This is a genomic window from Limnohabitans radicicola (assembly GCF_014837235.1).
Classification (GTDB): Bacteria; Pseudomonadota; Gammaproteobacteria; order Burkholderiales; family Burkholderiaceae_C; genus Limnohabitans_A; species Limnohabitans_A radicicola.
On sequence record NZ_JACYFT010000002.1, the window covers coordinates 908,222 to 929,192 of the forward strand.

General features: G+C 53.2%; 21 protein-coding genes. 18 read left to right on the forward strand and 3 right to left on the reverse strand.

Annotated features, from left to right (window positions below; translation table 11 throughout):
• Positions 1–699: 699 nt before the first annotated feature.
• Complete coding sequence (locus IC609_RS12085) at positions 700–2,079, reverse strand: heavy metal sensor histidine kinase (protein WP_191819729.1); 1,380 nt, start codon at positions 2,077–2,079, stop codon at positions 700–702.
• On the reverse strand, positions 2,080–2,763 hold the full coding sequence (locus IC609_RS12090) for a heavy metal response regulator transcription factor (protein ID WP_191819730.1): 684 nt from the start codon (positions 2,761–2,763) through the stop codon (positions 2,080–2,082). It lies immediately after the preceding gene.
• A 155-nt stretch (positions 2,764–2,918) separates the two neighbouring features.
• Between IC609_RS12090 and IC609_RS12095 the strand changes: the two genes are divergently transcribed.
• The 18 genes from IC609_RS12095 to IC609_RS12180 all read left to right on the forward strand — a co-directional run bounded on the left by IC609_RS12095 (position 2,919) and on the right by IC609_RS12180 (position 20,200).
• The gene (locus IC609_RS12095; RefSeq protein WP_225224133.1) at positions 2,919–3,248 is read left to right on the forward strand and encodes a hypothetical protein; all 330 of its coding nucleotides are present in this window, start codon (positions 2,919–2,921) and stop codon (positions 3,246–3,248) included.
• On the forward strand, positions 3,245–4,678 hold the full coding sequence (locus tag IC609_RS12100) for a TolC family protein (RefSeq protein WP_191819731.1): 1,434 nt from the start codon (positions 3,245–3,247) through the stop codon (positions 4,676–4,678). Before IC609_RS12095 ends, IC609_RS12100 begins: the two co-directional genes overlap by 4 nt.
• A gap of 16 nt (positions 4,679–4,694) precedes the next feature.
• Positions 4,695–6,110 carry a multicopper oxidase family protein gene (locus IC609_RS12105; RefSeq protein WP_191819732.1) on the forward strand — a complete coding sequence of 472 codons (1,416 nt, stop codon included), beginning with the start codon at positions 4,695–4,697 and terminating at the stop codon, positions 6,108–6,110.
• A 40-nt stretch (positions 6,111–6,150) separates the two neighbouring features.
• Positions 6,151–6,636: a cupredoxin domain-containing protein gene (locus tag IC609_RS12110; protein ID WP_191819884.1), complete on the forward strand. Its 486-nt coding sequence runs from the start codon at positions 6,151–6,153 to the stop codon at positions 6,634–6,636.
• 26 nt (positions 6,637–6,662) lie between these two features.
• Positions 6,663–7,151 carry a DUF411 domain-containing protein gene (locus IC609_RS12115; RefSeq protein WP_191819733.1) on the forward strand — a complete coding sequence of 163 codons (489 nt, stop codon included), beginning with the start codon at positions 6,663–6,665 and terminating at the stop codon, positions 7,149–7,151.
• A 2-nt stretch (positions 7,152–7,153) separates the two neighbouring features.
• Entirely contained in the window at positions 7,154–7,498 is a 345-nt protein-coding gene (locus tag IC609_RS12120; RefSeq protein WP_191819734.1) for a copper-binding protein, read from the forward strand.
• Between the two features lie 47 nt (positions 7,499–7,545).
• The gene (locus tag IC609_RS12125; protein ID WP_191819735.1) at positions 7,546–8,061 is read left to right on the forward strand and encodes a hypothetical protein; all 516 of its coding nucleotides are present in this window, start codon (positions 7,546–7,548) and stop codon (positions 8,059–8,061) included.
• Between the two features lie 25 nt (positions 8,062–8,086).
• A complete protein-coding gene (locus IC609_RS12130; RefSeq protein ID WP_191819736.1) occupies positions 8,087–8,353 on the forward strand; it encodes a DUF2933 domain-containing protein in 267 nt (88 codons plus the stop codon).
• Positions 8,350–9,006, forward strand: a complete 657-nt coding sequence (locus IC609_RS12135; RefSeq protein WP_191819737.1) for a methyltransferase family protein — start codon at positions 8,350–8,352, stop codon at positions 9,004–9,006. The genes IC609_RS12130 and IC609_RS12135 overlap by 4 nt, the downstream gene beginning before the upstream one ends.
• Before the next feature lie 58 nt (positions 9,007–9,064).
• Entirely contained in the window at positions 9,065–9,355 is a 291-nt protein-coding gene (locus IC609_RS12140; protein WP_191819738.1) for a heavy-metal-associated domain-containing protein, read from the forward strand.
• Positions 9,356–9,389: 34 nt separating this feature from the next.
• Complete coding sequence (locus tag IC609_RS12145; RefSeq protein ID WP_191819739.1) at positions 9,390–10,022, forward strand: LemA family protein; 633 nt, start codon at positions 9,390–9,392, stop codon at positions 10,020–10,022.
• Positions 10,019–10,879: a TPM domain-containing protein gene (locus IC609_RS12150; RefSeq protein ID WP_191819740.1), complete on the forward strand. Its 861-nt coding sequence runs from the start codon at positions 10,019–10,021 to the stop codon at positions 10,877–10,879. Before IC609_RS12145 ends, IC609_RS12150 begins: the two co-directional genes overlap by 4 nt.
• Before the next feature lie 2 nt (positions 10,880–10,881).
• Positions 10,882–11,391 (forward strand): TPM domain-containing protein, encoded by a 510-nt coding sequence (locus IC609_RS12155; protein ID WP_104801464.1) that lies wholly within the window; start codon positions 10,882–10,884, stop codon positions 11,389–11,391.
• A gap of 8 nt (positions 11,392–11,399) precedes the next feature.
• A complete protein-coding gene (locus IC609_RS12160) occupies positions 11,400–13,793 on the forward strand; it encodes a heavy metal translocating P-type ATPase (RefSeq protein WP_108401912.1) in 2,394 nt (797 codons plus the stop codon).
• Positions 13,794–13,950: 157 nt separating this feature from the next.
• A complete protein-coding gene (locus IC609_RS12165; protein WP_104801466.1) occupies positions 13,951–14,193 on the forward strand; it encodes a DUF2789 domain-containing protein in 243 nt (80 codons plus the stop codon).
• On the forward strand, positions 14,190–15,458 hold the full coding sequence (locus IC609_RS12170) for a TolC family protein (RefSeq protein WP_104801467.1): 1,269 nt from the start codon (positions 14,190–14,192) through the stop codon (positions 15,456–15,458). The genes IC609_RS12165 and IC609_RS12170 overlap by 4 nt, the downstream gene beginning before the upstream one ends.
• Positions 15,455–17,059, forward strand: a complete 1,605-nt coding sequence (locus IC609_RS12175) for an efflux RND transporter periplasmic adaptor subunit (protein WP_191819741.1) — start codon at positions 15,455–15,457, stop codon at positions 17,057–17,059. Before IC609_RS12170 ends, IC609_RS12175 begins: the two co-directional genes overlap by 4 nt.
• A gap of 15 nt (positions 17,060–17,074) precedes the next feature.
• The gene (locus IC609_RS12180; protein WP_104801469.1) at positions 17,075–20,200 is read left to right on the forward strand and encodes an efflux RND transporter permease subunit; all 3,126 of its coding nucleotides are present in this window, start codon (positions 17,075–17,077) and stop codon (positions 20,198–20,200) included.
• Positions 20,201–20,295: 95 nt separating this feature from the next.
• Here IC609_RS12180 and lspA read toward each other — a convergent pair whose 3' ends face one another.
• Entirely contained in the window at positions 20,296–20,772 is a 477-nt protein-coding gene (lspA, locus tag IC609_RS12185) for a signal peptidase II (protein WP_104801470.1), read from the reverse strand.
• Positions 20,773–20,971 lie beyond the last annotated feature (199 nt).

Genomic DNA, 20,971 nt, shown 5'->3' on the forward strand with positions numbered 1-20,971 from the left:
GTGTCTGGAAACATTGCACCCATGGCGCTCTTGAGCAGAAAAAAAGCAGCCCCGTGGGGCTGCTTGCTGGATATGGAGGCGCGGGCCGGAGTCGAACCGACCTACACGGATTTGCAATCTGTGTAGCCTCCTGGAAGCCTTGATTCATGCGGGTTTCAGAAGTGTTGTTTGCCTGCTACGCGGCTGCTACGCTAACTGAAATCCTTGGTGTTCAGTGTAACAGCCTTCGAGTTCCGTACGGTTCCGTAGCCAAGATTACGCTGGCGGGTTCAAACGGAAATTCGAGGACATTCGGCGAACTGCCCATGGGGTGAGCAGAAGGTTGGTTCCTCTAAAATTGAGAACCGTATGAAACCCACCTGCAAAAACTGTCAGAACCTGATGATCGCACCCTGCTCATCGACGCTTTACAGGTGCGGGGTCAGCTATTTCAGCACGCCACCGAAAGAACGCCGAGTGCAGCGCTTGGGGCTTTACCCAGAAACCGCAGCAGACAGCACTTGTGCCCAGTTCCGCCCTCATGGGTACCTGAACGCGCTGAAGACACAAATCCAGTAAGTCTTCGCTTGCGCCAATAACTCGGCCACCCATTGTTTCAAAACGGCAATTGGCACCAATAAAAACGGCCCCGAAGGGCCGCATCATCTGAGCCAGTCAGATCACTTCCTCTTATTGACAGCGACCTTTAAGCCTGAAGGACTACAAATGCGGGAACTTCAAAATAAAACTAGTTTTACCCTGTTGGGAAGTCACTTCAGCAATGCCTCCATGAGCTTCAACGATTGCCTTTGTGATTGCCAGACCTAAACCCGCACCATCAGAATCAGGGTGAGAACGAGCTGGATCGGCACGATAAAAGCGATCGAATAGCCGGGGAAGTACACGTGGGTCAATCTCCGTTCCAGTGTTTTGAACTACAACCTCAGTGCTCGTACCTGAGTCGGTCACAATAACTTTAACCTCCCCTCCTTGAGGGGTGTGACGCAGCGCGTTTGATAGCAAATTGCTGACTGCACGACGAAACATCAACCGATCTCCATGTATGCACCCATCACCATGCGCACTAAGTGAAATATGCTTTTCCTCGGCAACTGCTTCATAAAACTCGCACAACGCAAGAATCTCCTGTGCTGCTGAAAATATTTCCTTGTTCGGCAAATCAACGCCACGCTCCGTTTTGGCGAGGAATAGCATGTCAGACACCATCCGCCCCAAGCGCTGCAACTCTTCCGCATTTGAAGCGAGGATGTCACGATAGGTAAAAGCATCGCGCTTAGTTGAAAGCGTCACTTGTGTCTGCGTAAGTAGATTACTGATTGGCGTACGCAATTCATGGGCCAAATCTGATGAAAACTCAGAGAGACGCCGGAAATCACTTTCCAGCCGATCCAACATCTGATTAAGCTCCTTGGCCAGATCAGCCATCTCAATTGGAACAGCTTCAACAGGCATACGCTCTTCCAACTGTTGGCCTGTAACCACTGCCGCTCTTGATCTCATAGCACGCAAAGGAGCCATCCCTTGATGTGCGGCGATCCAACCCAGCAGCCCACTGATCAGCGTTGCAAACAACGCATAAACAGCAAGACTGCGCTGAAGCTCTTCCAGAAATTCTTGATGGTGGGCCGCATCAATTGCCACAGAGGCTGTGAGAGTATCTTCTTGTCTGTATTTGGCTACCGTCTGGAATTGAATGGCATGGAATTCACTGCCCCCACTCTTCAACGTTTGCAACGCATGATCATCTTTACCGTGGTCAGACGAAATAGGTTTTTCTAAAAACTTAAATTCTTCAGATTTGTACAGTGTTTGTCCCGATGAATTCTTGATCGAAACAAGAAGTCCATGATGATGGCTAAGCGACTCCCCAAGCCGCCATCGCGCATCTTCGGCTGAATTTGAATTAGCCAAAATATCTTCAATAAGTTGTCGCTTGTCTTCCAGCGCCATCCGATCAAGATCTAAGAAATGTCGATCTGCCGAAACCATGCAAAGCCAACCCAGTCCTAGCACAACAGCAGCTGCAACCAAAGTAAAGAAGATGGTCAAGCGGCTCGTGAGCGAAAGGTTTCTGAGCATTTAATGAGTCTCCGGCGCTTCCAGCACATAGCCCATGCCTCGCACTGTTTGAATCAACTTGACTTCTTGTCCTTCGTCGATTTTTACTCGCAAGCGACGCATGGCAACTTCGATCACATTGGTATCGCTGTCAAAATTCATGTCCCACACTTGTGAAGCGATCAGCGATCTTGGTAATACTTCGCCTTGCCTACGCATCAACAATTCCAACAATCCAAATTCTTTCGCGGTGAGATCAATCCGCTTGCCCGCTCGTGCAACTCGTCGACGCAGCAGATCCAACTCTAAATCAGCCACCTTTAAAACCGTGGTTTCAGAGCCGTTGCGTCCTCTGCGGAGAATAGTGCGCACTCGTGCAAGCAATTCTGCAAATGAAAACGGTTTGACAAGGTAGTCATCAGCACCAAGCTCCAAACCCTTGACCCTGTCTTCAACCTGATCACGTGCAGTCAAGAACATCGCTGGCATTTCCAGACCGCGTTGGCGCATATTTTTCAATACCTCCCAACCATTCAAACCTGGAAGCATCACATCCAAAATGACCAGCTCGTATTCACCTTGCTCCGCTAAATGCAAGCCGTCTACGCCAGTCTGAGCCAAATCGACAACGAATCCAGCTTCATGCAAACCTTGACGAAGGTATTCACCTGTTTTAGGTTCGTCTTCTACGATCAGAATTTTCACGACTTTCCTTTTTTTTCGCTCGTTGCACTCTAGTGTGACAAATTTTCAGAACCTGACACAAAGATAACAAATATGTAATCTGGCGGACGGAATATTGTCAGGCGTACATCTACAAAATTACAGCCTGGAAACCAATGGATGTTCAAAAGGCGCACATGCAACAACAATCTCACCTACTCAAAGCAACCATATTCGGTAGTTTGGCATTCTTGTCAGTAAGCGCTATTGCGCAAGAGGCACAGCCAAGCAAGCCTGAGACTACTAACATAAGCTTGCCGACGAAACTGCAATACAAATCGGCGATCAGCGGCTATCAAGTTTATGCTGATCAAGAGGTCCTACCATGGCGCGAGGCTAACGATCGCGTGGGACGGATTGGAGGATGGCGCGCTTACGCCAAGGAAGCCGCAACTGGACAGCCAGCGCCCGATACGCCACCGGCGGCCAATCCGCATGCCGGTCACCATGAGGGAGGCAAGCAATGAAGCGCTTGCTCTCATCTCATCGCGCCAAGCTGGCGGTGTCCGTGGTTGCTATCGGGGTTTTGTCTGGCTGTGCCAGCGTCAGCCTTGAGCAGAACGTGAACCGCGTCAATACCGAGACCACCGGCTTCACTGACGGGCAATTGAGCTTGGCCCAAAGCAATCAGGAACGTGAGCAACGCGCACAGCTCGCTGCCCAATTGCTGGCAAAACCCCTTGGGCAGAAAGAAGCTGTGCAGCTCGCATTGACCAACAGCCACGCCTTGCAAGCCCTGCTGGCGCAAGGTTGGGCGGAGTCCGCCGACGCCGCACAGGTCGGCCGCATTGCCAACCCCATCTTCAGTTTTGAGCGCATGGTGGTTGGTGATGAGCTGGAGTTGGCGCGCTCGCTCTCGTTTGGTCTGCTGGATCTCTTGACCTTGCCTGCCCGCACGGGCATCGCCGAGCGCCGCATCGAGCAGGCGCAATTGCGTCTTTCTGCTGAGGTGGTGGATCGCGTGACGCAGGTACGCCAAGCCTGGGTGCGTGCCGTGGCGGCTCAGCAGGCCCTGAGCTACGCGCGACAGGTGTTTGAAAGCGCCGAGGCAGGTGCCGAACTCGCGCGGCGCATGCAGTCGGTAGGCAACTTCAACCGCATCAGTCGTGCCCGTGAGCAATCTTTCTATGCCGATGCCGCTACCCGCCTGGCGACGGCCCAACACCAAGCGACCGCGAGCCGGGAGGAGCTGATTCGTTTGCTGGGGCTTGATGAGGCGCAGGGGCAACAACTCCAACTGCCCGAACGTCTGCCCGATTTGCCCAAAGCGCTGCTCGAACCAAATACGGTCGGCGCATTGGCGACGAATGGTCGTCTGGACATTCGTTTGGCGCAAAGCGCACTGGCTGGCGCGGGCAAGGCACAAGGCTTGAACATCATCACCAGCTTCACCGACATCGAACTGACCGCGCGGCGCAATACGGTATTTGACAACGCAGCAGGAACCCGAACCGAACCGCGCGGATTCGAGGTGGCGGTTCGCTTACCAATTTTCGACTGGGGCGGCATGCAGCGCGATGCGTGGAATGCCCGCACGCTCGCGGCGGCCAATCAACTGGAGGCCACGGTGCGCGCGGCGGGCTCGCACTTGCGCGAGAGTTATTCGGCCTATCGCACATCATTTGATGTGGCCAAGCATTACCGGGATGAAGTGCTGCCCGTGCGCCGTGTGATCTCCGAAGAAAACCAGCTTCGTTACAACGGCATGCTGATTGGTGTCTTTGAGCTGATGGCCGATGCTCGTGATCAAGTCGGCACCGTGACCGCCGCCATCGCTGCGCAGCAGCAGTACTGGCTGGCGGACGCAGCCTTGCAGGCATCGTTGATCGGCCGCCCCACTATGACCTCCCTGTCCGTGATGACCAGCGCGCCTAGCGCTGGCGCGGCTGGACATTGAACACGAGAGTAAAGCAATGACATCCAGAAGAGATTTTTTTCGATTGGCCAGTATCGCCGGTGGTGCAGTTGCAGCCAGTGCTGTGAGCCGCGTGGCACTTGCAGCCTTGCCAGAGCCCGTCATTCAAACCAGCCCTGACACCATGCCGCCACTGGTGCCCAATACTGGGCGCTCATACAACCCGGTGGTGACACTCAACGGCTGGACCTTGCCCTGGCGTATGAACAACGGCGTCAAAGAGTTTCACTTGGTGGCCGAACCGGTGGTGCGCGAGATGGCCCCCGGCTTCAAGGCCCACCTTTGGGGCTACAACGGGCAAAGCCCTGGCCCCACCATCGAAGTGGTCGAGGGCGACCGCGTGCGGATCTTTGTGACAAACAAGCTCCCTGAGCACACCAGTATTCACTGGCATGGACAACGCTTGCCCAATGGTATGGATGGGGTTGCTGGACTGAATCAACCCGCCATTCAACCAGGCAAAACCTTTGTATATGAATTTGTCGCACGTCGTCCCGGCACCTTCATGTATCACCCACACGCGGATGAAATGACGCAGATGGCCATGGGCATGATGGGCTTCTGGGTCACTCACCCCAAAGCCAAGCACCCGTTGATCGATGAAGTGAACCGGGATTTTTGTTTTCTGCTCAACGCCTACGACATCGACCCTGGGAGCTACACGCCCAAGATCATGACGATGCTGGACTTCAACCTGTGGAGCTGGAACAGCCGAATCTTCCCCGGCATCGATTCATTAAATGTGCGGTTGAACGACAAGGTTCGCATTCGTATCGGCAACCTGACGATGACCAACCACCCGATCCACCTGCACGGGCACGAGTTTCTCGTCACTGGCACAGATGGCGGGCCAACTCCCAAGAGCACCCGCTGGTACGAGGTCACCACCGATGTCGCGGTCGGCCAAATGCGGCAGATCGAGTTTCTCGCCGACGAGGAAGGCGACTGGGCCTTCCACTGCCACAAGAGCCACCACACCATGAATGCCATGGGCCACAACGTGCCCACGCTCATCGGAGTTGATCATCGTGGGATCGCCAAGAAGATTAATTCCTTGATTCCTGACTACATGGTGATGGGCGAGCGTGGCATGGCCGACATGACCGAGATGGAAATGCCCATTCCTGACAACACCGCGCCCATGATGACCGGCGAGGGCCCGTTCGGATCGGTCGAGATGGGCGGCATGTTCAGCGTGCTTAAGGTACGTCGTGACCAAAAGCCTGGTGACTACAGCAATCCGGGGTGGTTCAAGCACCCGGAGGGCACGGTGGCGCACGAATACACCGGGCCGCTCGCCGAACCTGCTCGTTTCAAGTCGGAAGGCGGGCAATCCATGCCACGTATCCAGAAACCGCCCACCCCAACGGAAGTGAAGGTGCGCAAACCCAGCAGTGGCCATGAGAACCACTGATCCGCTTTCATTTAACCCAGGAGAAATTGCAATGACCCAGATGACCCGCACCCTTTGGCCCTTGACCTTGATCGCCGCGCTGGCTATGTCCAGTGCCGCGTTTGCCGGTGGCACCCATGCTGGTGGCCACGGACACGGTAGCGACGAGACGGCAATTGGAAAACCCGGCGTGGCCAGCAAGGCCAGCCGAACCGTCACCATCGAGATGACGGACAACATGCGCTACACGCCAGCCGATATTCAAGTCAAGCAGGGCGAGACGGTGCGCTTCATCGTCAAAAACAAAGGCCAGGTCAAACATGAATTGAGTTTGGGTACCCAGCAAGAATTGCTGGAACACCTGGAGCAGATGCGCAAGTTTCCAGATATGGAACACGATGAACCCAGCAAAGTCACGCTGGCTCCTGGAAAGCAGGGGGAAATCGTCTGGCAGTTCACAAAAGCAGGAGCTGTGAATTTTGCCTGCCTGATGCCAGGTCATTACGAGGCCGGTATGAAGGGTCAGGTCAAGGTTAATAAGAAATAGTTTGAGCGATTAAAAAGGAGCGCCACATGTCCCGACAGCACTCGATTGTTTTCGCCACCCGGCGCGCCTGCCTCGCGGGCATCGCCTTGCTGGCACTGGCCCCTTTAAGCATGACCGCTTACGCCGCACCGGCAACTTTGCAGGTCTGGAAAGACCCCAATTGTGGCTGCTGCAAAGACTGGATTGCGCACCTCGAAAAGAATGGTTTTGCGACCACTGTGATTGACCAAGGCAACAACGCCGCACGCGCACGCCTTGGTATGCCGCAGAAATTTGGCTCTTGCCACACGGCATTGATCCAGGGCTATGTGATCGAGGGCCACGTGCCCGCTGCAGACATCCAACCCCTACTCAAAGAAAAACCCAAAGCCTTGGGACTGTCAGTGCCAGGCATGCCGGTTGGGTCGCCAGGCATGGACGGTCCATCCTATGACAACCGACGCGATGCGTATCAGGTGCTGCTAATCCAGCGCGACGGCAGCACCACTGTTTTCAACACCTACCCACGAGGATAACCATGAACATCATCCAGAAAATCACCACCGTTTCCGCCTTGGCCATGGGCATTGGCCTGCCTGTCGGCAGCGTGGCACAGACCACCATGGATCACAGCAAGATGGACATGTCGCGGCCTGCTGCATCGATGACCGAAGGCGAGGTCAAGAAAGTAGATATTGAGGCTGGCAAAGTCACAATCAAGCACGGAGAAATCAAGCACATGGACATGCCCGGCATGACCATGGTGTTTACCGCAAAAGACAAGAATCTGCTGGGCAAGGTGAAGCCCGGCGACAAGGTCAAGTTCATGGTCGTCAACGAGGGCGGGAAGATGGTTGTCACTGACATTCAGCCCGCTCAGTAAGAACACGCTGCTCGGGCGTGCTGTGTCGTCGCGGTCAGAGGGTTCGAATGCTGACTGCGACGATTTTTCATCGGAAGAAGGAGATCACTACGTCAAAAATCCGCCATACCCTGGTCGGTATCTGTGTCGCTTCGCTCTCACTGGGCGTGATGGCGCAAACTGCCGATGAGCACAAAGCCCATCACCCAGCAGGCAGCACATCGCCTGCGTCCGCCAACATGAAGGCGGCCGCGAAGCCAACGGGTGCGGGGCCGATGGCTGCAATGGCCAAGATGGACGAGCACATGAAAGCCATGCAAGCGATGCACGAAAAGATGCTGGCGGCCAAAACGCCAGCAGAGCGGCAGGCACTCATGGACGAGCACATGAAGCTGATGCAGGACGGCATGGGAATGATGCAGCAGATGGGCGCAGGCATGCAGGGCATGGGTGGCATGCAAGGTGGCAAGGGCATGCCCGCCAACATGGCTGAGCGTCAGCAGATGATGGAAAAGCGCATGCAAATGATGGAGTCCACGATGCAGATGATGCTGGACCGCCTGCCAGCTACGCCAGCTAAGTAACGCATCCACCGAATTGGGAGTCACCATGAACCATCAACACGGCAGGCACGAGTCGCCCCCCAGCTTTTGGAGTTCTCGCTATGCCATAGGTCTTGTGGTGATTGGTGGCGTAGCAGCGTATTTCCTGTTGACCGAACACCTCGCGCACGTCGTCGGGGCGCTGCCATTTCTCCTGCTCCTCGCCTGCCCGTTGATGCATATCTTCATGCACGGCGGACATGGCGGACATGGCCAGAGTAAGCCTGATACAACGAAAACTACCGAATCACGCAATGAAGGGGATTCACGATGAACCATACCGAATCCGCTTATGGTCTGTGGTCGCTGGTCATCATCAATTCAGCGATCTTCATCATGTTCGCGTTTAGCTTTTTCAAGCCTGCGACGGCCCGTGACTGGAGGACGTTTGGCGCCTTCGCGGCGTTTGTCGTTGCTTTGTTTGTTGAAATGTATGGTTTTCCGCTGACCATCTATCTAATGTCGGGCTGGCTGCAAACTCGGTTCCCAGGACTTGATTTGCTTTCCCATAACTCGGGACATCTGTGGTCGACACTACTAGGCGAGAAAGGAGATCCACATTTTGGAGTTTTGCACATCGCCAGCTACATATTCCTTGGCTATGGCTTCTATTTGCTTTCTACAGCTTGGCATGTCCTGTACCACGCTCAACGGCGTAACTCTCTGGCCACCAGCGGTCCTTATGCACGCGTTCGGCATCCGCAATATGTAGCCTTTGTGATGATTTTGCTTGGCTTTCTCCTGCAATGGCCCACGTTACTGACCTTGGTCATGTTTCCAATTCTTCTTCTCATGTACGGTCGACTGGCTGTTACTGAAGAAGAGGAGATGCGATCTCAATTTGGTGACGTGTACGACCTATACGCAAAAAGAACTCCTCGCTTTTTTCCGAATCTTTCCCCGTCATCTGGCACACCCAAAGACTAATCAGCACTGAATCATTGATGCGTATTTAAATCAATGAACCACATGAAAGGACACATTAATGAAAACGATTGAATTGACAGTAGAGGGCATGACATGCGGATCATGCGTCAAGCATGTCAAACAAGCATTGCAAGCTGTTCCTGGCGTGGTACATGTCGAAGTAGATCTATTAAGTGGCCGAGCCAAAGTACAGGGCGACTTGCAAGTAGGAAGTACCTCGCTTATCGCTGCTCTGGCCGAAGAAGACTACGTCGCGAACATCGCAACCGAGTCTTCTCCTGTGACTGCAACTACCAAGCCCGGGAGTACATCGCAGCCTAGAAACTCAGGTCGCTGCTGTTGCGGCTAACCTGAAAATTCACAATCACTTTGGAGTAATCAGCATGCGCAAATTATTTATTCTCCTGATATCAGTCTTTGTCCTTACTCTGAGTGGTTGTGGGTACAACACTTTCCAAAGTACTGACGAACAAATCAAGGCTAGTTGGTCAGAAGTTCTGAACCAATACCAACGACGCGCAGATTTGATCCCCAATCTGGTGAGCACAGTCAAAGGGGAAACTAAATTCGAGCAAGACACCCTGATCAAAGTGGTGGAAGCACGAGCCAAAGCCACCTCGATCCAAGTGAATTCGGAGCTAATCAACGATCCGGCTGCTTTCGCAAAATTTCAACAGGCACAAAGTCAGTTGTCAGGCGCGCTCTCTCGCCTGCTGGTGGTATCTGAGAATTATCCCAATCTGAAAGCCAACCAAGCATTCAGAGATTTGCAGGCACAGCTGGAAGGCACCGAAAACCGCATTACGGTGGCACGAAATCGGTATATCAAAGCAGTTCAAGAATACAACGTGACAGTCAGGTCCTTCCCATCAAATCTGACCGCAATGGTCTTTGGTTACAAAGAGAAGGCCAATTTCACTGTGGAGAATGAGAAAGAAATCACCAAGCCCCCCTCTGTAAATTTTGATAGCGCTCCGGCTGCGAATCAAAGCTCCACACCCGGGATCACCAAATGATTGGTAAAGGAGTGATATACCGCTTTCTGATAGCCTGCTGGCTATCGTTGGCACTTTTCGCTCCTTACGTTGCCAAGGCGCAGGTTGCGGTGCCGCCCCTAGTGGGGCATGTTACTGATCAAACCGGCACACTCACACAAGATCAGAAGACCGCACTGGAGCAAACCCTGTCAGCATTTGAAGCCCGCAAGGGATCTCAGCTGGCGGTATTGATCATTCCAACCACCGCTCCTGAGGGCATCGAACAATATGCACTGCGCGTAGCCGAGCAGTGGAAGCTGGGTCGGCAGAAGGTGGATGATGGCGCTATTTTGGTGGTGGCCAAAGATGATCGGACTGTACGTATCGAAGTCGGCTACGGTCTAGAAGGTGCCTTATCTGATATCACCAGTAAGCGAATCATCAGTGAAGTTATCGTTCCCCATTTCAAGCGAGGCGATTTTTTCCAAGGACTTCAATCGGGCGTTGGACAAATCATCTCTGTAATCGATGGTGAACCACTACCAGAACATCAACGCCACTCCAAAAATTCCGATCAAGGACTTCGTCAACTTGTCCCCTTCTTGATGATTGTGTCTTTAGGTGTCGGCAGTGTATTGCGCAGTGCATTCGGAAGAGTTGGCGGTTCACTCGTCACGGGTATGGTCGTGACTGGCCTTGCCTGGTTGGTTGTCGGATCACTGCTTCTCGCCATCTTCGCTGGCATTGCCGCTATGTTCGTCACGCTGATCGGGGCGTCTACGGTGCTTCACGGATTAGGCGGTATGTCAGGGGGTGGGCGTCATGGATGGGGCGGCGGCGGATTTCGAGGTGGTGGTGGCGGATTCGGCGGCGGCGGCGCATCGGGAAGGTGGTGACTATGCCAATCAAACGTATCTTTCAACATTTGCTGTTCTCAGATTGGCAGGTCCACCGTGCTTTTAAACGTGAAAGCCTTGATGCCATCACAAAAGCGATTCATAACAGTGAACATTTGCATGGCGGTGAGATTCGCTTGGCGATAGAAGGTGGCTTAGACGGCATTCGTCTTCTCAAGGGCCAATCATCTCGCGACCGCGCCATCGAGGTGTTTTCTCAGCTAAGAGTTTGGGACACTGAACACAACAATGGTGTCTTAGTTTATGTACTGCTTGCTGATCGTGCGGTGGAGATCGTTGCCGACAGGGGAATTCATATCAAGGCTGGCGATGAATGTTGGCGGTCGATATGTCAAACCATGCAAGACCATTTCTCCAGATCAGAGTTCGAGACAGGTGCATTAAAAGGAATAGCGGCAATTGCGAATGTGATCGGCCTCCATTTTTCCGCTCATGAAAAGCATGAAAACGAACTTCCTGACGCACCCGTCATGTTGAATTTTAAAAACTAAAAAATACTATGAATGAAAACCAACACGACCCTCACGCCCACGAACACGAACACGGGCACGTTCACCACAACCCAATAGAACATCCCGACGCGTCTTCTTCTGAGAAATCTAGTAAGAGCAACACCACGGACCTAAAAGATCCTGTTTGTGGAATGACAGTAACCAGGCAGGCTGCGTATCAATCTGTACACATGGGAAGCACATTTTTCTTTTGCGGTACCAAATGCAAAACGAAGTTTGATGTCAACCCCATGTTGTACATGAGCGGAAACGCTGAAAAGTCGCAAATGACATCTGCTGCCGCAGGAACAATCTATACCTGCCCTATGCATCCTGAAATCCGGCAGGATCATGCAGGAAATTGTCCCAAGTGCGGCATGACACTCGAACCGCTTTTGCCTGAGTTGGAAGAAGACGAAAACCCCGAGTTGCGTGACTTCCAAAGACGCTTTTGGTGGACGCTTCCACTCACCATCATCGTGACATTTTTGGCGATGGCTGGCCACCGGTTGAAGTGGTTTGACATGTCTGTGCAAAGCTGGATCGAATTTGCGCTTTCACTGCCAATCGTTATATGGGCTGGCTGGCCATTTTTCTCTCGAGGCTGGCAATCTGTTGTAAACCGCAGTCCCAATATGTGGACACTGATTGGCCTGGGCACCGGTGCAGCCTTTGTTTACAGCGTGGTTGCCACTGTGGCACCGCAGGTATTTCCAGACTCCTTTATTTCGATGGGCCGAGTCGCTGTGTATTTCGAAGCAACGGCTGTCATCATTTCACTAACCTTGTTGGGACAAGTTCTTGAGCTCAAGGCTCGCTCTCAGACTTCTGCTGCAATCAAATCACTTCTCGGGCTGGCCCCTAAGACGGCACGTCGCCTGCGTCCCGATGGCTCTGAGGAAGACGTTCCATTAACGCATGTGCATGTAGGAGATTTGCTACGCATTCGCCCCGGCGAAAAAGTTCCAGTTGATGGAGTAGTGACCGAGGGCAGTAGCGCCATCGATGAATCCATGCTGACCGGTGAACCCGTGCCAGTGTCTAAGCGAGTTGGCGACAAGGTGATTGGAGCAACTCTCAACACCAATGGCTCTCTCGTGATGCGGTCTGAAAAAGTCGGCGCGGCCACCATGCTCTCTCAAATCGTTCAAATGGTGGCCCAAGCGCAACGCTCCAAAGCACCGATGCAACGAATGGCTGACACCGTAGCGGGGTGGTTCGTGATGGCAGTTGTCAGCGTTGCCTTGCTCACTTTTTTTGCTTGGGGCCTGTTCGGTCCCGAGCCAAGCTGGGTTTATGCCCTGATTAACGCAGTTGCAGTTCTGATCATCGCCTGCCCCTGTGCGCTGGGCCTGGCCACACCGATGTCCATCATGGTCGCCACCGGGCGTGGTGCCACCCATGGCGTTCTTTTCCGCGATGCCGCTGCAATTGAGAATCTGAGAAAAATTGATACCCTGATCATCGATAAAACCGGCACGCTGACGGAGGGTAAACCGGCGTTTGATCGCGCGGTGGCTGCCCCGGGTTTTAACGAAATAGAGGTGCTGCGCCTTGCTGCCAGCCTGGACCAAGGCAGCGAGCACCCACTGGCCGATGCCATCGTGCGCGCGGCCCGCGAACGTCATCTGTCTTTGGACAAACCTGAGAACTTCGAGTCGGGTTCAGGAATTGGCGTGCGAGGTCAGGTTGGAGGACGACAACTGGCTCTGGGCAACACGGCATTGATGGAGCAGCTTGGTGTGGCTGTCCAGGCACTGGTGTCACAGGCGGAGTTATTGCGGTCAGAGGGAGCAAGCGTAATGCATCTGGCCGTTGATGGGCAACTAGCAGGCTTGTTAGCCGTGTCTGATCCGATCAAGGCTAGCACGCCCGAGGCTCTGGCCACTCTCAAGGCTGCCGGTCTGCGTATCGTCATGGCGACAGGTGACGGCTTGACCACTGCCCGCTCAGTTGGCGAACGACTTGGAATCGACGAGGTGCATGGTGAAGTCAAGCCCGCAGACAAACTGGCTCTCGTGGACCAGTTGCAAAAACAAGGCCGTATCGTAGCGATGGCTGGCGACGGTATCAACGACGCACCTGCACTGGCCAAGGCCGATGTCGGCATCGCCATGGGAACAGGCACTGATGTGGCCATGAACAGTGCCCAGGTGACTCTCGTAAAAGGTGATTTGCGCGGGATTGCGGTAGCCCGCACGCTCTCACAGGACACTGTGCGCAACATGAAACAGAACCTGATGTTTGCTTTTCTGTACAACGCGTTGGGGATTCCTGTTGCGGCGGGTGTGTTGTATCCATTGACTGGCTGGCTGCTGTCCCCATTGATCGCTGCGCTGGCCATGAGCTTCAGTTCGGCCTCGGTGATCGGCAATGCCCTTCGCTTGCGTCGTGGTGAATAAGACTAAAACCAGGTTATGAAATAGTCAGTGTAGGTCATCAGGTTACATGAATGTAATCTGGCCATCATCTTCACAACAGGTACATATTTAGAAAATGAAATCGTTAGTCTGACCAAGCGCAGGCCAGCGACATTTGAAGCCAATTGGAATCTGTGCAATGAATCAAAGCTACCACCGCTTTACTGAACTCTTTTTGCAGTTGGGTCTGCCATCCGATGTTGATGGCATAAAACATTTTCTAGAGAACCATAGCCCACTTGACCCATCTATTCGTTTGGAAAACGCGCCCTTTTGGACGCAGGCGCAATCTACCCTGCTACGTGATGAAATACTCCAGGACGCAGACTGGGCCGAAGTTATTGATCAGCTGAATGCGGCCCTACGGCGAGGAAAGCAATGATTAACTTCAAATCGGCCATCGCTGCAGCGTGCTTCACTCTCTTTCTTGCCCCAACGAGCTACGGCCAAGATCTACAAATTGGTAGCAATTTGCAAGGATTACTAAAGCTAGCCAAGGAAAGAAATCCTGACTTAGCCAGCATGAGCTTTGATGCGAATGCTGCATCTGAAAGAGTTATACCTGCCGGGTCACTCCCTGATCCTAAATTTCGCACTGAGTGGCGTGACATCACACGTATGGGAGAACAGGGACCCACCCTTTCACCCAGTCGTGTTGGAAGCACGCGCTACTTGCTAATGCAAGACCTCCCTTGGTTTGGCAAGCGTGAACTAAAGCGTGAAACAGCTGAAGCCCTTTCTGAAGCAGCGAAAGTACGTGTAACAAGTACTTGGCTTGAGTTGGCCTCGAAGATAAAAACAACCTACGCACAACTCTACTATTTAGATCAAAGCGAACGCTTGACCCAGGAAATTTTGGATCTAATGGTTCGTTTAGAAAAAGTGGCTCAGGTTCGGTATGCAAGTGGGCTGGCTGCTCAGCAAGACGTTATCCGGTCTCAAGTGGAACAAACCGCTATACGCAGTGAGTTGATTTTCATTGAGTCGGAGCGTCGTCAATTGCAAGCGAGGTTGAATGCTCTGACAGGCAGGCAAGCCGATGAACCACTAGCAAGACCAACACAAATTCGGTCTCTACCTACGCCGGAAGTTTTGAATTTTTCAGCCTTGGAACAACGTGTTCGTTCGAACAATCCACTCTTGCAAGTTGAAGGTGCACAGATCAAAGCGGCGGAAAAGACACGTGAACTTGCTTATAAAAATCGATTTCCTGACTTCACTGTGGGCGCGTCACCCATTCAATACGGCAACTCAGTTCGCGAATGGGAGTTGATGGTTGAAATCAATATCCCACTGCAGCAAGGCGCTCGTCGAGCACAGGAAAGAGAGTCTGACGCCATGCTTTCCGCCTCACGCTCCAGACGAGAAGCGATAAACAACCAAGTCCTGGCTGATCTTTATGAAAACGTTACAGGATTTGAGTCAGAGCGACGCTCGCTCACTTTGACAACAGAAAGTCTTCTACCCCAGTCAGAGTTGAACTTCCGGTCGGCTCTTGCTGGATATGAATCAGGAAAAGTTGACTTTGCGACACTTCTGGATGCTCAAAAGCAAATCCGCCAAGCCAAGTTGAATCAAGTCAAGGCAGGCATCAATGCACAAATGCGTCTCGCGGATATCGAGCGCATCGTAGGAGAAGAATTATGACAACTGCCTTGAAGTTGGGCATGGCGGCGGTATTCGTTGCAACCTTGACAGCAAGTGGAGGATATTGGTATGGGAAACAGCAAGCCATTGTTCATAAGGATGGTAGTGCTGAAACAAATACGCTAGCCAAGAGTGCTTCTGAAGCACGAAAAATACTCTTCTACCGGAATCCGATGGGGCTGCCCGACACCTCGCCCACGCCCAAGAAAGATCCTATGGGCATGGACTACATACCGGTCTATGAGGGAGAGCAGGAATCGACACTCGGTAGTGCAAATTTGATTCGTATCAGCACGGATAAAGTTCAAAAGCTGGGCGTGCGCGTCGAGGCAGCAAGCATGCAAGCTCTGAACAAGACCGTGCGTGCAGCAGGACGAATAGAGCCTGACGAGCGCCAGACCTTCACCATTGCTCCCAAGTTTGAGGGCTATGTAGAACGTCTGTATGTCAATGCAACGGGTCAACCGGTTGGCAAAGGCCAGCCACTATTCGATGTGTACAGTCCCGAATTGGTCTCCGCTCAGCGTGAATACGCCATTGCATCGCAAGGTGTTGATTCCTTGAAAAGTGCCAGTGAAGAAGCCCAGCGCGGCATGCGTGAACTGGCGGACTCCAGCTTGTCAAGACTACGCAACTGGGATATCTCGGATGAACAAATCACGGCTTTGACCCAATCTACAGCGACGCGTCGCACATTAACGCTGCGCTCACCAGTTTCGGGCATCGTTACCGAGAAGAAGGCCGTTCAAGGCATGCGTTTTATGCCGGGAGAAATGCTTTACCAAGTTACCAATCTGGCCTCTGTATGGGTGATTGCCGATGTCTTTGAGCAAGACATCGGTCAGATTCGAACCGGTGCCAAGGCCACTGTGCGGATCAACGCCTATCCAGATAAGCAGTTTTCGGGGGCAATTACCTATGTTTACCCGACCCTCAAATCGGAGACGCGAACCGTTCCGGTTCGCGTGGAGTTGTCGAATCCACATGGACTTCTCAAGCCCGGCATGTTTGCGCAGGTCGAACTGCCCGTAGACAGCAAGCGTTCTGTGCTAACCGTTCCTACGTCCGCCGTGATTGATAGCGGGACTCGTCAAATCATTCTTGTTCAAGTGCAGGAAGGACGCTTCGATCCAAGGGAGGTCAAGCTTGGCGCGCGTAGCGATGATCGCATCGAGGTTCTGGAGGGCGTGCGAGATGGCGAGATGGTAGTTGTTGCTGCGAACTTCTTAATTGACGCCGAAAGTAACCTCAAGGCTGCGATCGGGGGGCTGGGACATTCGGGACACGGGGCGGCAGCTTCTAAAGGAGGATCGGCAGAATCCAAGACCACGGCATCCGTAGGTCATCGTGCAGAAGGAAAAATCGAGGACATCGATACCAAAAGTGGTTCGCTGACGATCGCACACGGTCCGGTATCCACCCTTAAATGGCCTGCCATGACCATGGAATTCAAGGTTGCAAATAGCAGCCTGCTATCTGGTCTGAAGCCTGGAATGTCTTTGAGCTTTGAGTTCGTTGAGCGTGGCCAGGGCGAATGGATCATCACCGCCATCAAGCCTGTCACGGCAAGTGCGGCCAATCCACACACTGGTCACAACTGATCTTTGGGGGACACCATGCTTGCAAAGATCATTGATTGGTCAGGACGAAACCGTTTTTTGGTCCTGCTTGCTACTTTGTTCGTCGTTGTTGGCGGTGTATTCGCCGTCATCAGGACACCACTGGACGCGCTTCCCGATCTGTCTGATGTTCAGGTAATCGTTTACACAGAGTACCCAGGACAAGCTCCGCAGGTGGTTGAAGACCAGGTCACTTATCCACTGACCACAGCCATGTTGTCGGTTCCGAAATCGAAAGTCGTTCGGGGCTTTTCATTTTTCGGCGCGTCCTTTGTCTACATCATTTTTGAAGATGGCACCGATATTTACTGGGCGCGTTCACGGGTACTGGAGTATTTGAACTTCGCGTCCAGTCGCATGCCCAAGGGGGTGACGCCACAAATCGGTCCTGATGCAACCGGGGTGGGCTGGGTTTACCAGTATGCCGTGCTGGCCAAGGACAAAACCCTGGCTGAACTGCGCACCTTGCAAGACTGGTACCTGCGGTATCAACTCACAAAAGCACATGGGGTCGCCGAAGTGGCTTCCATCGGTGGGTTTGTCCAGACTTACCAGATCACTGTCGACCCTGTAAAACTCCGCGCCTACGGCGTTCCTCTGGCCAAAGTGTCTCAGGTGGTGCGCGAATCCAACCGAGATGTTGGTGGCCGTGTGGTCGAAATGGCCGAAACTGAATACATGGTTCGGGGACGTGGCTACCTGCGCGGCGTTTCGGATATCGAGAATCTTGTCGTCAAGTCCGACAAGGGAACGCCAGTGTTAGTGCGAGATATTGCACGAGTTGAATTGGTTCCTGATGAGCGGCGCGGCATCACTGAACTCAACGGTGAGGGTGAGGTCGTCTCCGGCATCGCCATGTCTCGTTACGGTCAAAATGCCCTGGAGGTAATCCACAACCTCAAGGAAAAGATCACGGAAGTCTCAGCAGGATTACCGGAGGGGGTCAGCATCCAAGCGGTGTATGACCGCTCTGATTTGATTCACCGCGCGATCGACACTCTCAAGCGCACGCTGCTGGAGGAAAGTCTGATCGTTGCCTTGGTCTGCGTTGTGTTTCTGATGCACGTTCGCTCGGCTCTGGTGGCAATTTTGATGCTACCTGTAGGGGTGTTGATCGCTTTTATTGCCATGCGTCTGCTGGACATGAACTCGAATTTGATGAGCTTGGGAGGTATTGCCATCGCGATTGGTGCCATGGTGGATGCAGCCATCGTGATGATTGAGAACGCTCACAAGCATCTGGAACGCTTACCCGAAGACCACGATAACGCGCAACGGGTTGAGGCCATGATCACTGCGTGCAAGGAGGTGGGACCAGCATTGTTCTTCTCGCTTTTGATCATCACCGTGTCCTTTTTGCCCGTGTTCACGCTTGAGTCGCAGGAAGGACGTCTGTTCTCACCGCTTGCCTACACTAAGACCTTCGCCATGGCGGGGGCGGCAATGCTTTCGGTGACACTGGTGCCTGTACTGATGATGCTGTTCATCCGGGGAAAAATCATGCCGGAAGCTAAAAATCCGGTGAATCGCTTCTTGATCTGGGTGTATCGCCCGATCATCGCTGGCGTGATGCACAAGAAAAAGCTAACCGTTGGCGTAGCGCTCTTCGTGCTGGGAATTTCGCTATATCCAGCCAGCAAGCTCGGATCCGAATTCATGCCGACACTCAATGAAGGCACGTTGCTTTACATGCCAGCGTCGTTACCAGGCATGTCGATCACCAAGGCTGCCGAGTTGTTGCAGACGCAGAACAAGATCATCAAGAGTTTCCCTGAGGTGGCTTCGGTGTATGGCAAAGCTGGCCGGGCGAACACGGCCACGGACCCGGCACCGACAGAAATGTTTGAAACGGTCATCAACCTCAAGCCAACCTCTGAGTGGCGCAAAGGTATGACGACCGACAAACTGATTTCCGAGATGGACAAGGCGTTGCAGTTCCCGGGCGTATCAAACGCTTGGACCATGCCGATCAAGGCGCGCATCGACATGCTGTCCACCGGCATTCGTACACCGATTGGCATCAAGGTCTTCGGCAAGGATCTCAACGAGATGGAACGTTTGGCCCGCGAGATTGAAACGGTGGTCAATCAGGTTCCAGGCACCACATCTGCATTTGCCGAACGTATCACTGGCGGCTTCTACCTGAACATCGAACCAGATCGCGCACAACTGGCGCGCTACGGACTGGCTGTAGGTGACTTGCAAGAGGTGATCGGTACCGCGCTTGGCGGAGACATGGTGACCACCACCGTTGAAGGACGTGAACGCTTTGGAGTGACAGTCCGTTACCCTCGCGAACTTCGTTCAGACCCGCAGCAAATTGCACGGGAAGTTCTTGTGCCCACCATGGACGGTGCAATGGTGCCTCTGGGACAGGTCGCTCGGGTTGAGGTGGCCAAAGGTGCACCAGGCATTCGTACTGAAAACGCGCTGCTATCCGCCTACATCTTTGTCGACATTCGTGAGCGTGACATCGGCAGTTACGTTGCGGATGCCCGTAAGGCGGTAAACGAACAGGTCAAATTTCCTACTGGTTACTACGCGACTTGGAGCGGGCAGTTCGAGTCGATGGAGCGTGCTGTACAAAAGATGAAGCTAGTTGTTCCTGTAACGCTGCTGATCATCTTCTTGCTCCTGTATCTGAATTTCAAGCGATTAACCGAGACACTGATCGTCATGCTGTCAGTTCCCTTCGCGCTGGTGGGCGGAGTCTGGCTGATGTGGTTGCTCGGATACAACTTATCTGTGGCAGTTGCGGTCGGCTTTATTGCACTGGCTGGCGTAGCTGCTGAGACTGGAGTGGTGATGCTGATTTATTTGGATCATGCATGGGAGGAAATAAAGGAAAGACGCATCTCTGAAGGAAAAATTCCTGATACCAATGATCTATATCAAGCAGTCATGGAAGGTGCTGTAGAGCGGGTTCGCCCCAAGATGATGACTGTAGTTGCCATCATGGCGGGCCTATTACCCATCATGTGGGGTACTGGTACGGGCTCTGAAGTTATGAGCCGCATTGCGGCCCCGATGGTGGGCGGAATGATTTCCTCAACTGTGCTGACGCTGGCAGTTATTCCCGCGCTTTATGCTTTGGTTAAAGTTCGGGAGCTCAACTCAAAATGAGTTTTTATTCTCCTAGAGAATTTGACTTGCTTGTGTATTGACCAAGCGGAAACTGCAATCCTGAGCAGTCGCATGTCCGTGAAGAAAGCGATAGGTCACTTCTGATGTTCCTCAAGAAATGAAACTGCTATTAGCGCAACAACTCCTCCCGTGATCGCCACGTCGGCGATGTTGAACGCAGGCCAGTGCATACCACGCAAGTGAAAGTCCAGATAGTCGACGACCTGCCCGCGTGCGACGCGGTCAAAGCCATTGCCGACGGCACCGCCTAAGATCAGGCTGTACGCCAAGGCCTCAAGACGGCGCACCGGTTTGCTCAGCATCCAGGCCAACCATATTGAAGCCCCCAGTGCGATCGCAAGGAAGAACCAGCGCTGCCAACCTCCGGCGCCAGCCAGAAAGCTAAAAGCCGCGCCCGGGTTCAGAACATGGACCAGATTGAAAAACGGTGTCACTTCAAGTGACCAGCCCAGCGGCGTGGTCAGATCAATGAGACTCTTAGTGGCTTGGTCGATTGCAAGCACGATGAACGCCACGGAATACCAATAGGATTTGCGATTCGGATACGTCATTACTACTTTTCAATTTCGAGGACATCGATGCTTGGCACCGCATGTGACGGCGGCCAGTGCAACTTGAAGGGGCATACGGCTGCGTGAATATCCGGTAGTCAAAAGTGCATCAGCAGCCAGCGGCCTGAACCTGCGCAGCGATTCGAATTGGTGGCATCAGCACATCTCGAAGAGGTTAAAGCAGACGCTCCTTAACTTG

What these genes read in the sequence shown, in the direction of transcription:
- IC609_RS12085 (WP_191819729.1), bottom strand. Translation starts at nt 2,079, where the DNA reads ATGCTCAGAAACCTTTCGCTCACGAGCCGCTTGACCATCTTCTTTACT.
- IC609_RS12095 (WP_225224133.1), top strand. Translation starts at nt 2,919, where the DNA reads ATGCAACAACAATCTCACCTACTCAAAGCAACCATATTCGGTAGTTTG.
- IC609_RS12100 (WP_191819731.1), top strand. Translation starts at nt 3,245, where the DNA reads ATGAAGCGCTTGCTCTCATCTCATCGCGCCAAGCTGGCGGTGTCCGTG.
- IC609_RS12105 (WP_191819732.1), top strand. Translation starts at nt 4,695, where the DNA reads ATGACATCCAGAAGAGATTTTTTTCGATTGGCCAGTATCGCCGGTGGT.
- IC609_RS12110 (WP_191819884.1), top strand. Translation starts at nt 6,151, where the DNA reads ATGACCCGCACCCTTTGGCCCTTGACCTTGATCGCCGCGCTGGCTATG.
- IC609_RS12115 (WP_191819733.1), top strand. Translation starts at nt 6,663, where the DNA reads ATGTCCCGACAGCACTCGATTGTTTTCGCCACCCGGCGCGCCTGCCTC.
- IC609_RS12120 (WP_191819734.1), top strand. Translation starts at nt 7,154, where the DNA reads ATGAACATCATCCAGAAAATCACCACCGTTTCCGCCTTGGCCATGGGC.
- IC609_RS12125 (WP_191819735.1), top strand. Translation starts at nt 7,546, where the DNA reads ATGCTGACTGCGACGATTTTTCATCGGAAGAAGGAGATCACTACGTCA.
- IC609_RS12130 (WP_191819736.1), top strand. Translation starts at nt 8,087, where the DNA reads ATGAACCATCAACACGGCAGGCACGAGTCGCCCCCCAGCTTTTGGAGT.
- IC609_RS12135 (WP_191819737.1), top strand. Translation starts at nt 8,350, where the DNA reads ATGAACCATACCGAATCCGCTTATGGTCTGTGGTCGCTGGTCATCATC.
- IC609_RS12140 (WP_191819738.1), top strand. Translation starts at nt 9,065, where the DNA reads ATGAAAACGATTGAATTGACAGTAGAGGGCATGACATGCGGATCATGC.
- IC609_RS12145 (WP_191819739.1), top strand. Translation starts at nt 9,390, where the DNA reads ATGCGCAAATTATTTATTCTCCTGATATCAGTCTTTGTCCTTACTCTG.
- IC609_RS12150 (WP_191819740.1), top strand. Translation starts at nt 10,019, where the DNA reads ATGATTGGTAAAGGAGTGATATACCGCTTTCTGATAGCCTGCTGGCTA.
- IC609_RS12155 (WP_104801464.1), top strand. Translation starts at nt 10,882, where the DNA reads ATGCCAATCAAACGTATCTTTCAACATTTGCTGTTCTCAGATTGGCAG.
- IC609_RS12160 (WP_108401912.1), top strand. Translation starts at nt 11,400, where the DNA reads ATGAATGAAAACCAACACGACCCTCACGCCCACGAACACGAACACGGG.
- IC609_RS12165 (WP_104801466.1), top strand. Translation starts at nt 13,951, where the DNA reads ATGAATCAAAGCTACCACCGCTTTACTGAACTCTTTTTGCAGTTGGGT.
- IC609_RS12170 (WP_104801467.1), top strand. Translation starts at nt 14,190, where the DNA reads ATGATTAACTTCAAATCGGCCATCGCTGCAGCGTGCTTCACTCTCTTT.
- IC609_RS12175 (WP_191819741.1), top strand. Translation starts at nt 15,455, where the DNA reads ATGACAACTGCCTTGAAGTTGGGCATGGCGGCGGTATTCGTTGCAACC.
- IC609_RS12180 (WP_104801469.1), top strand. Translation starts at nt 17,075, where the DNA reads ATGCTTGCAAAGATCATTGATTGGTCAGGACGAAACCGTTTTTTGGTC.
- lspA (WP_104801470.1), bottom strand. Translation starts at nt 20,772, where the DNA reads ATGACGTATCCGAATCGCAAATCCTATTGGTATTCCGTGGCGTTCATC.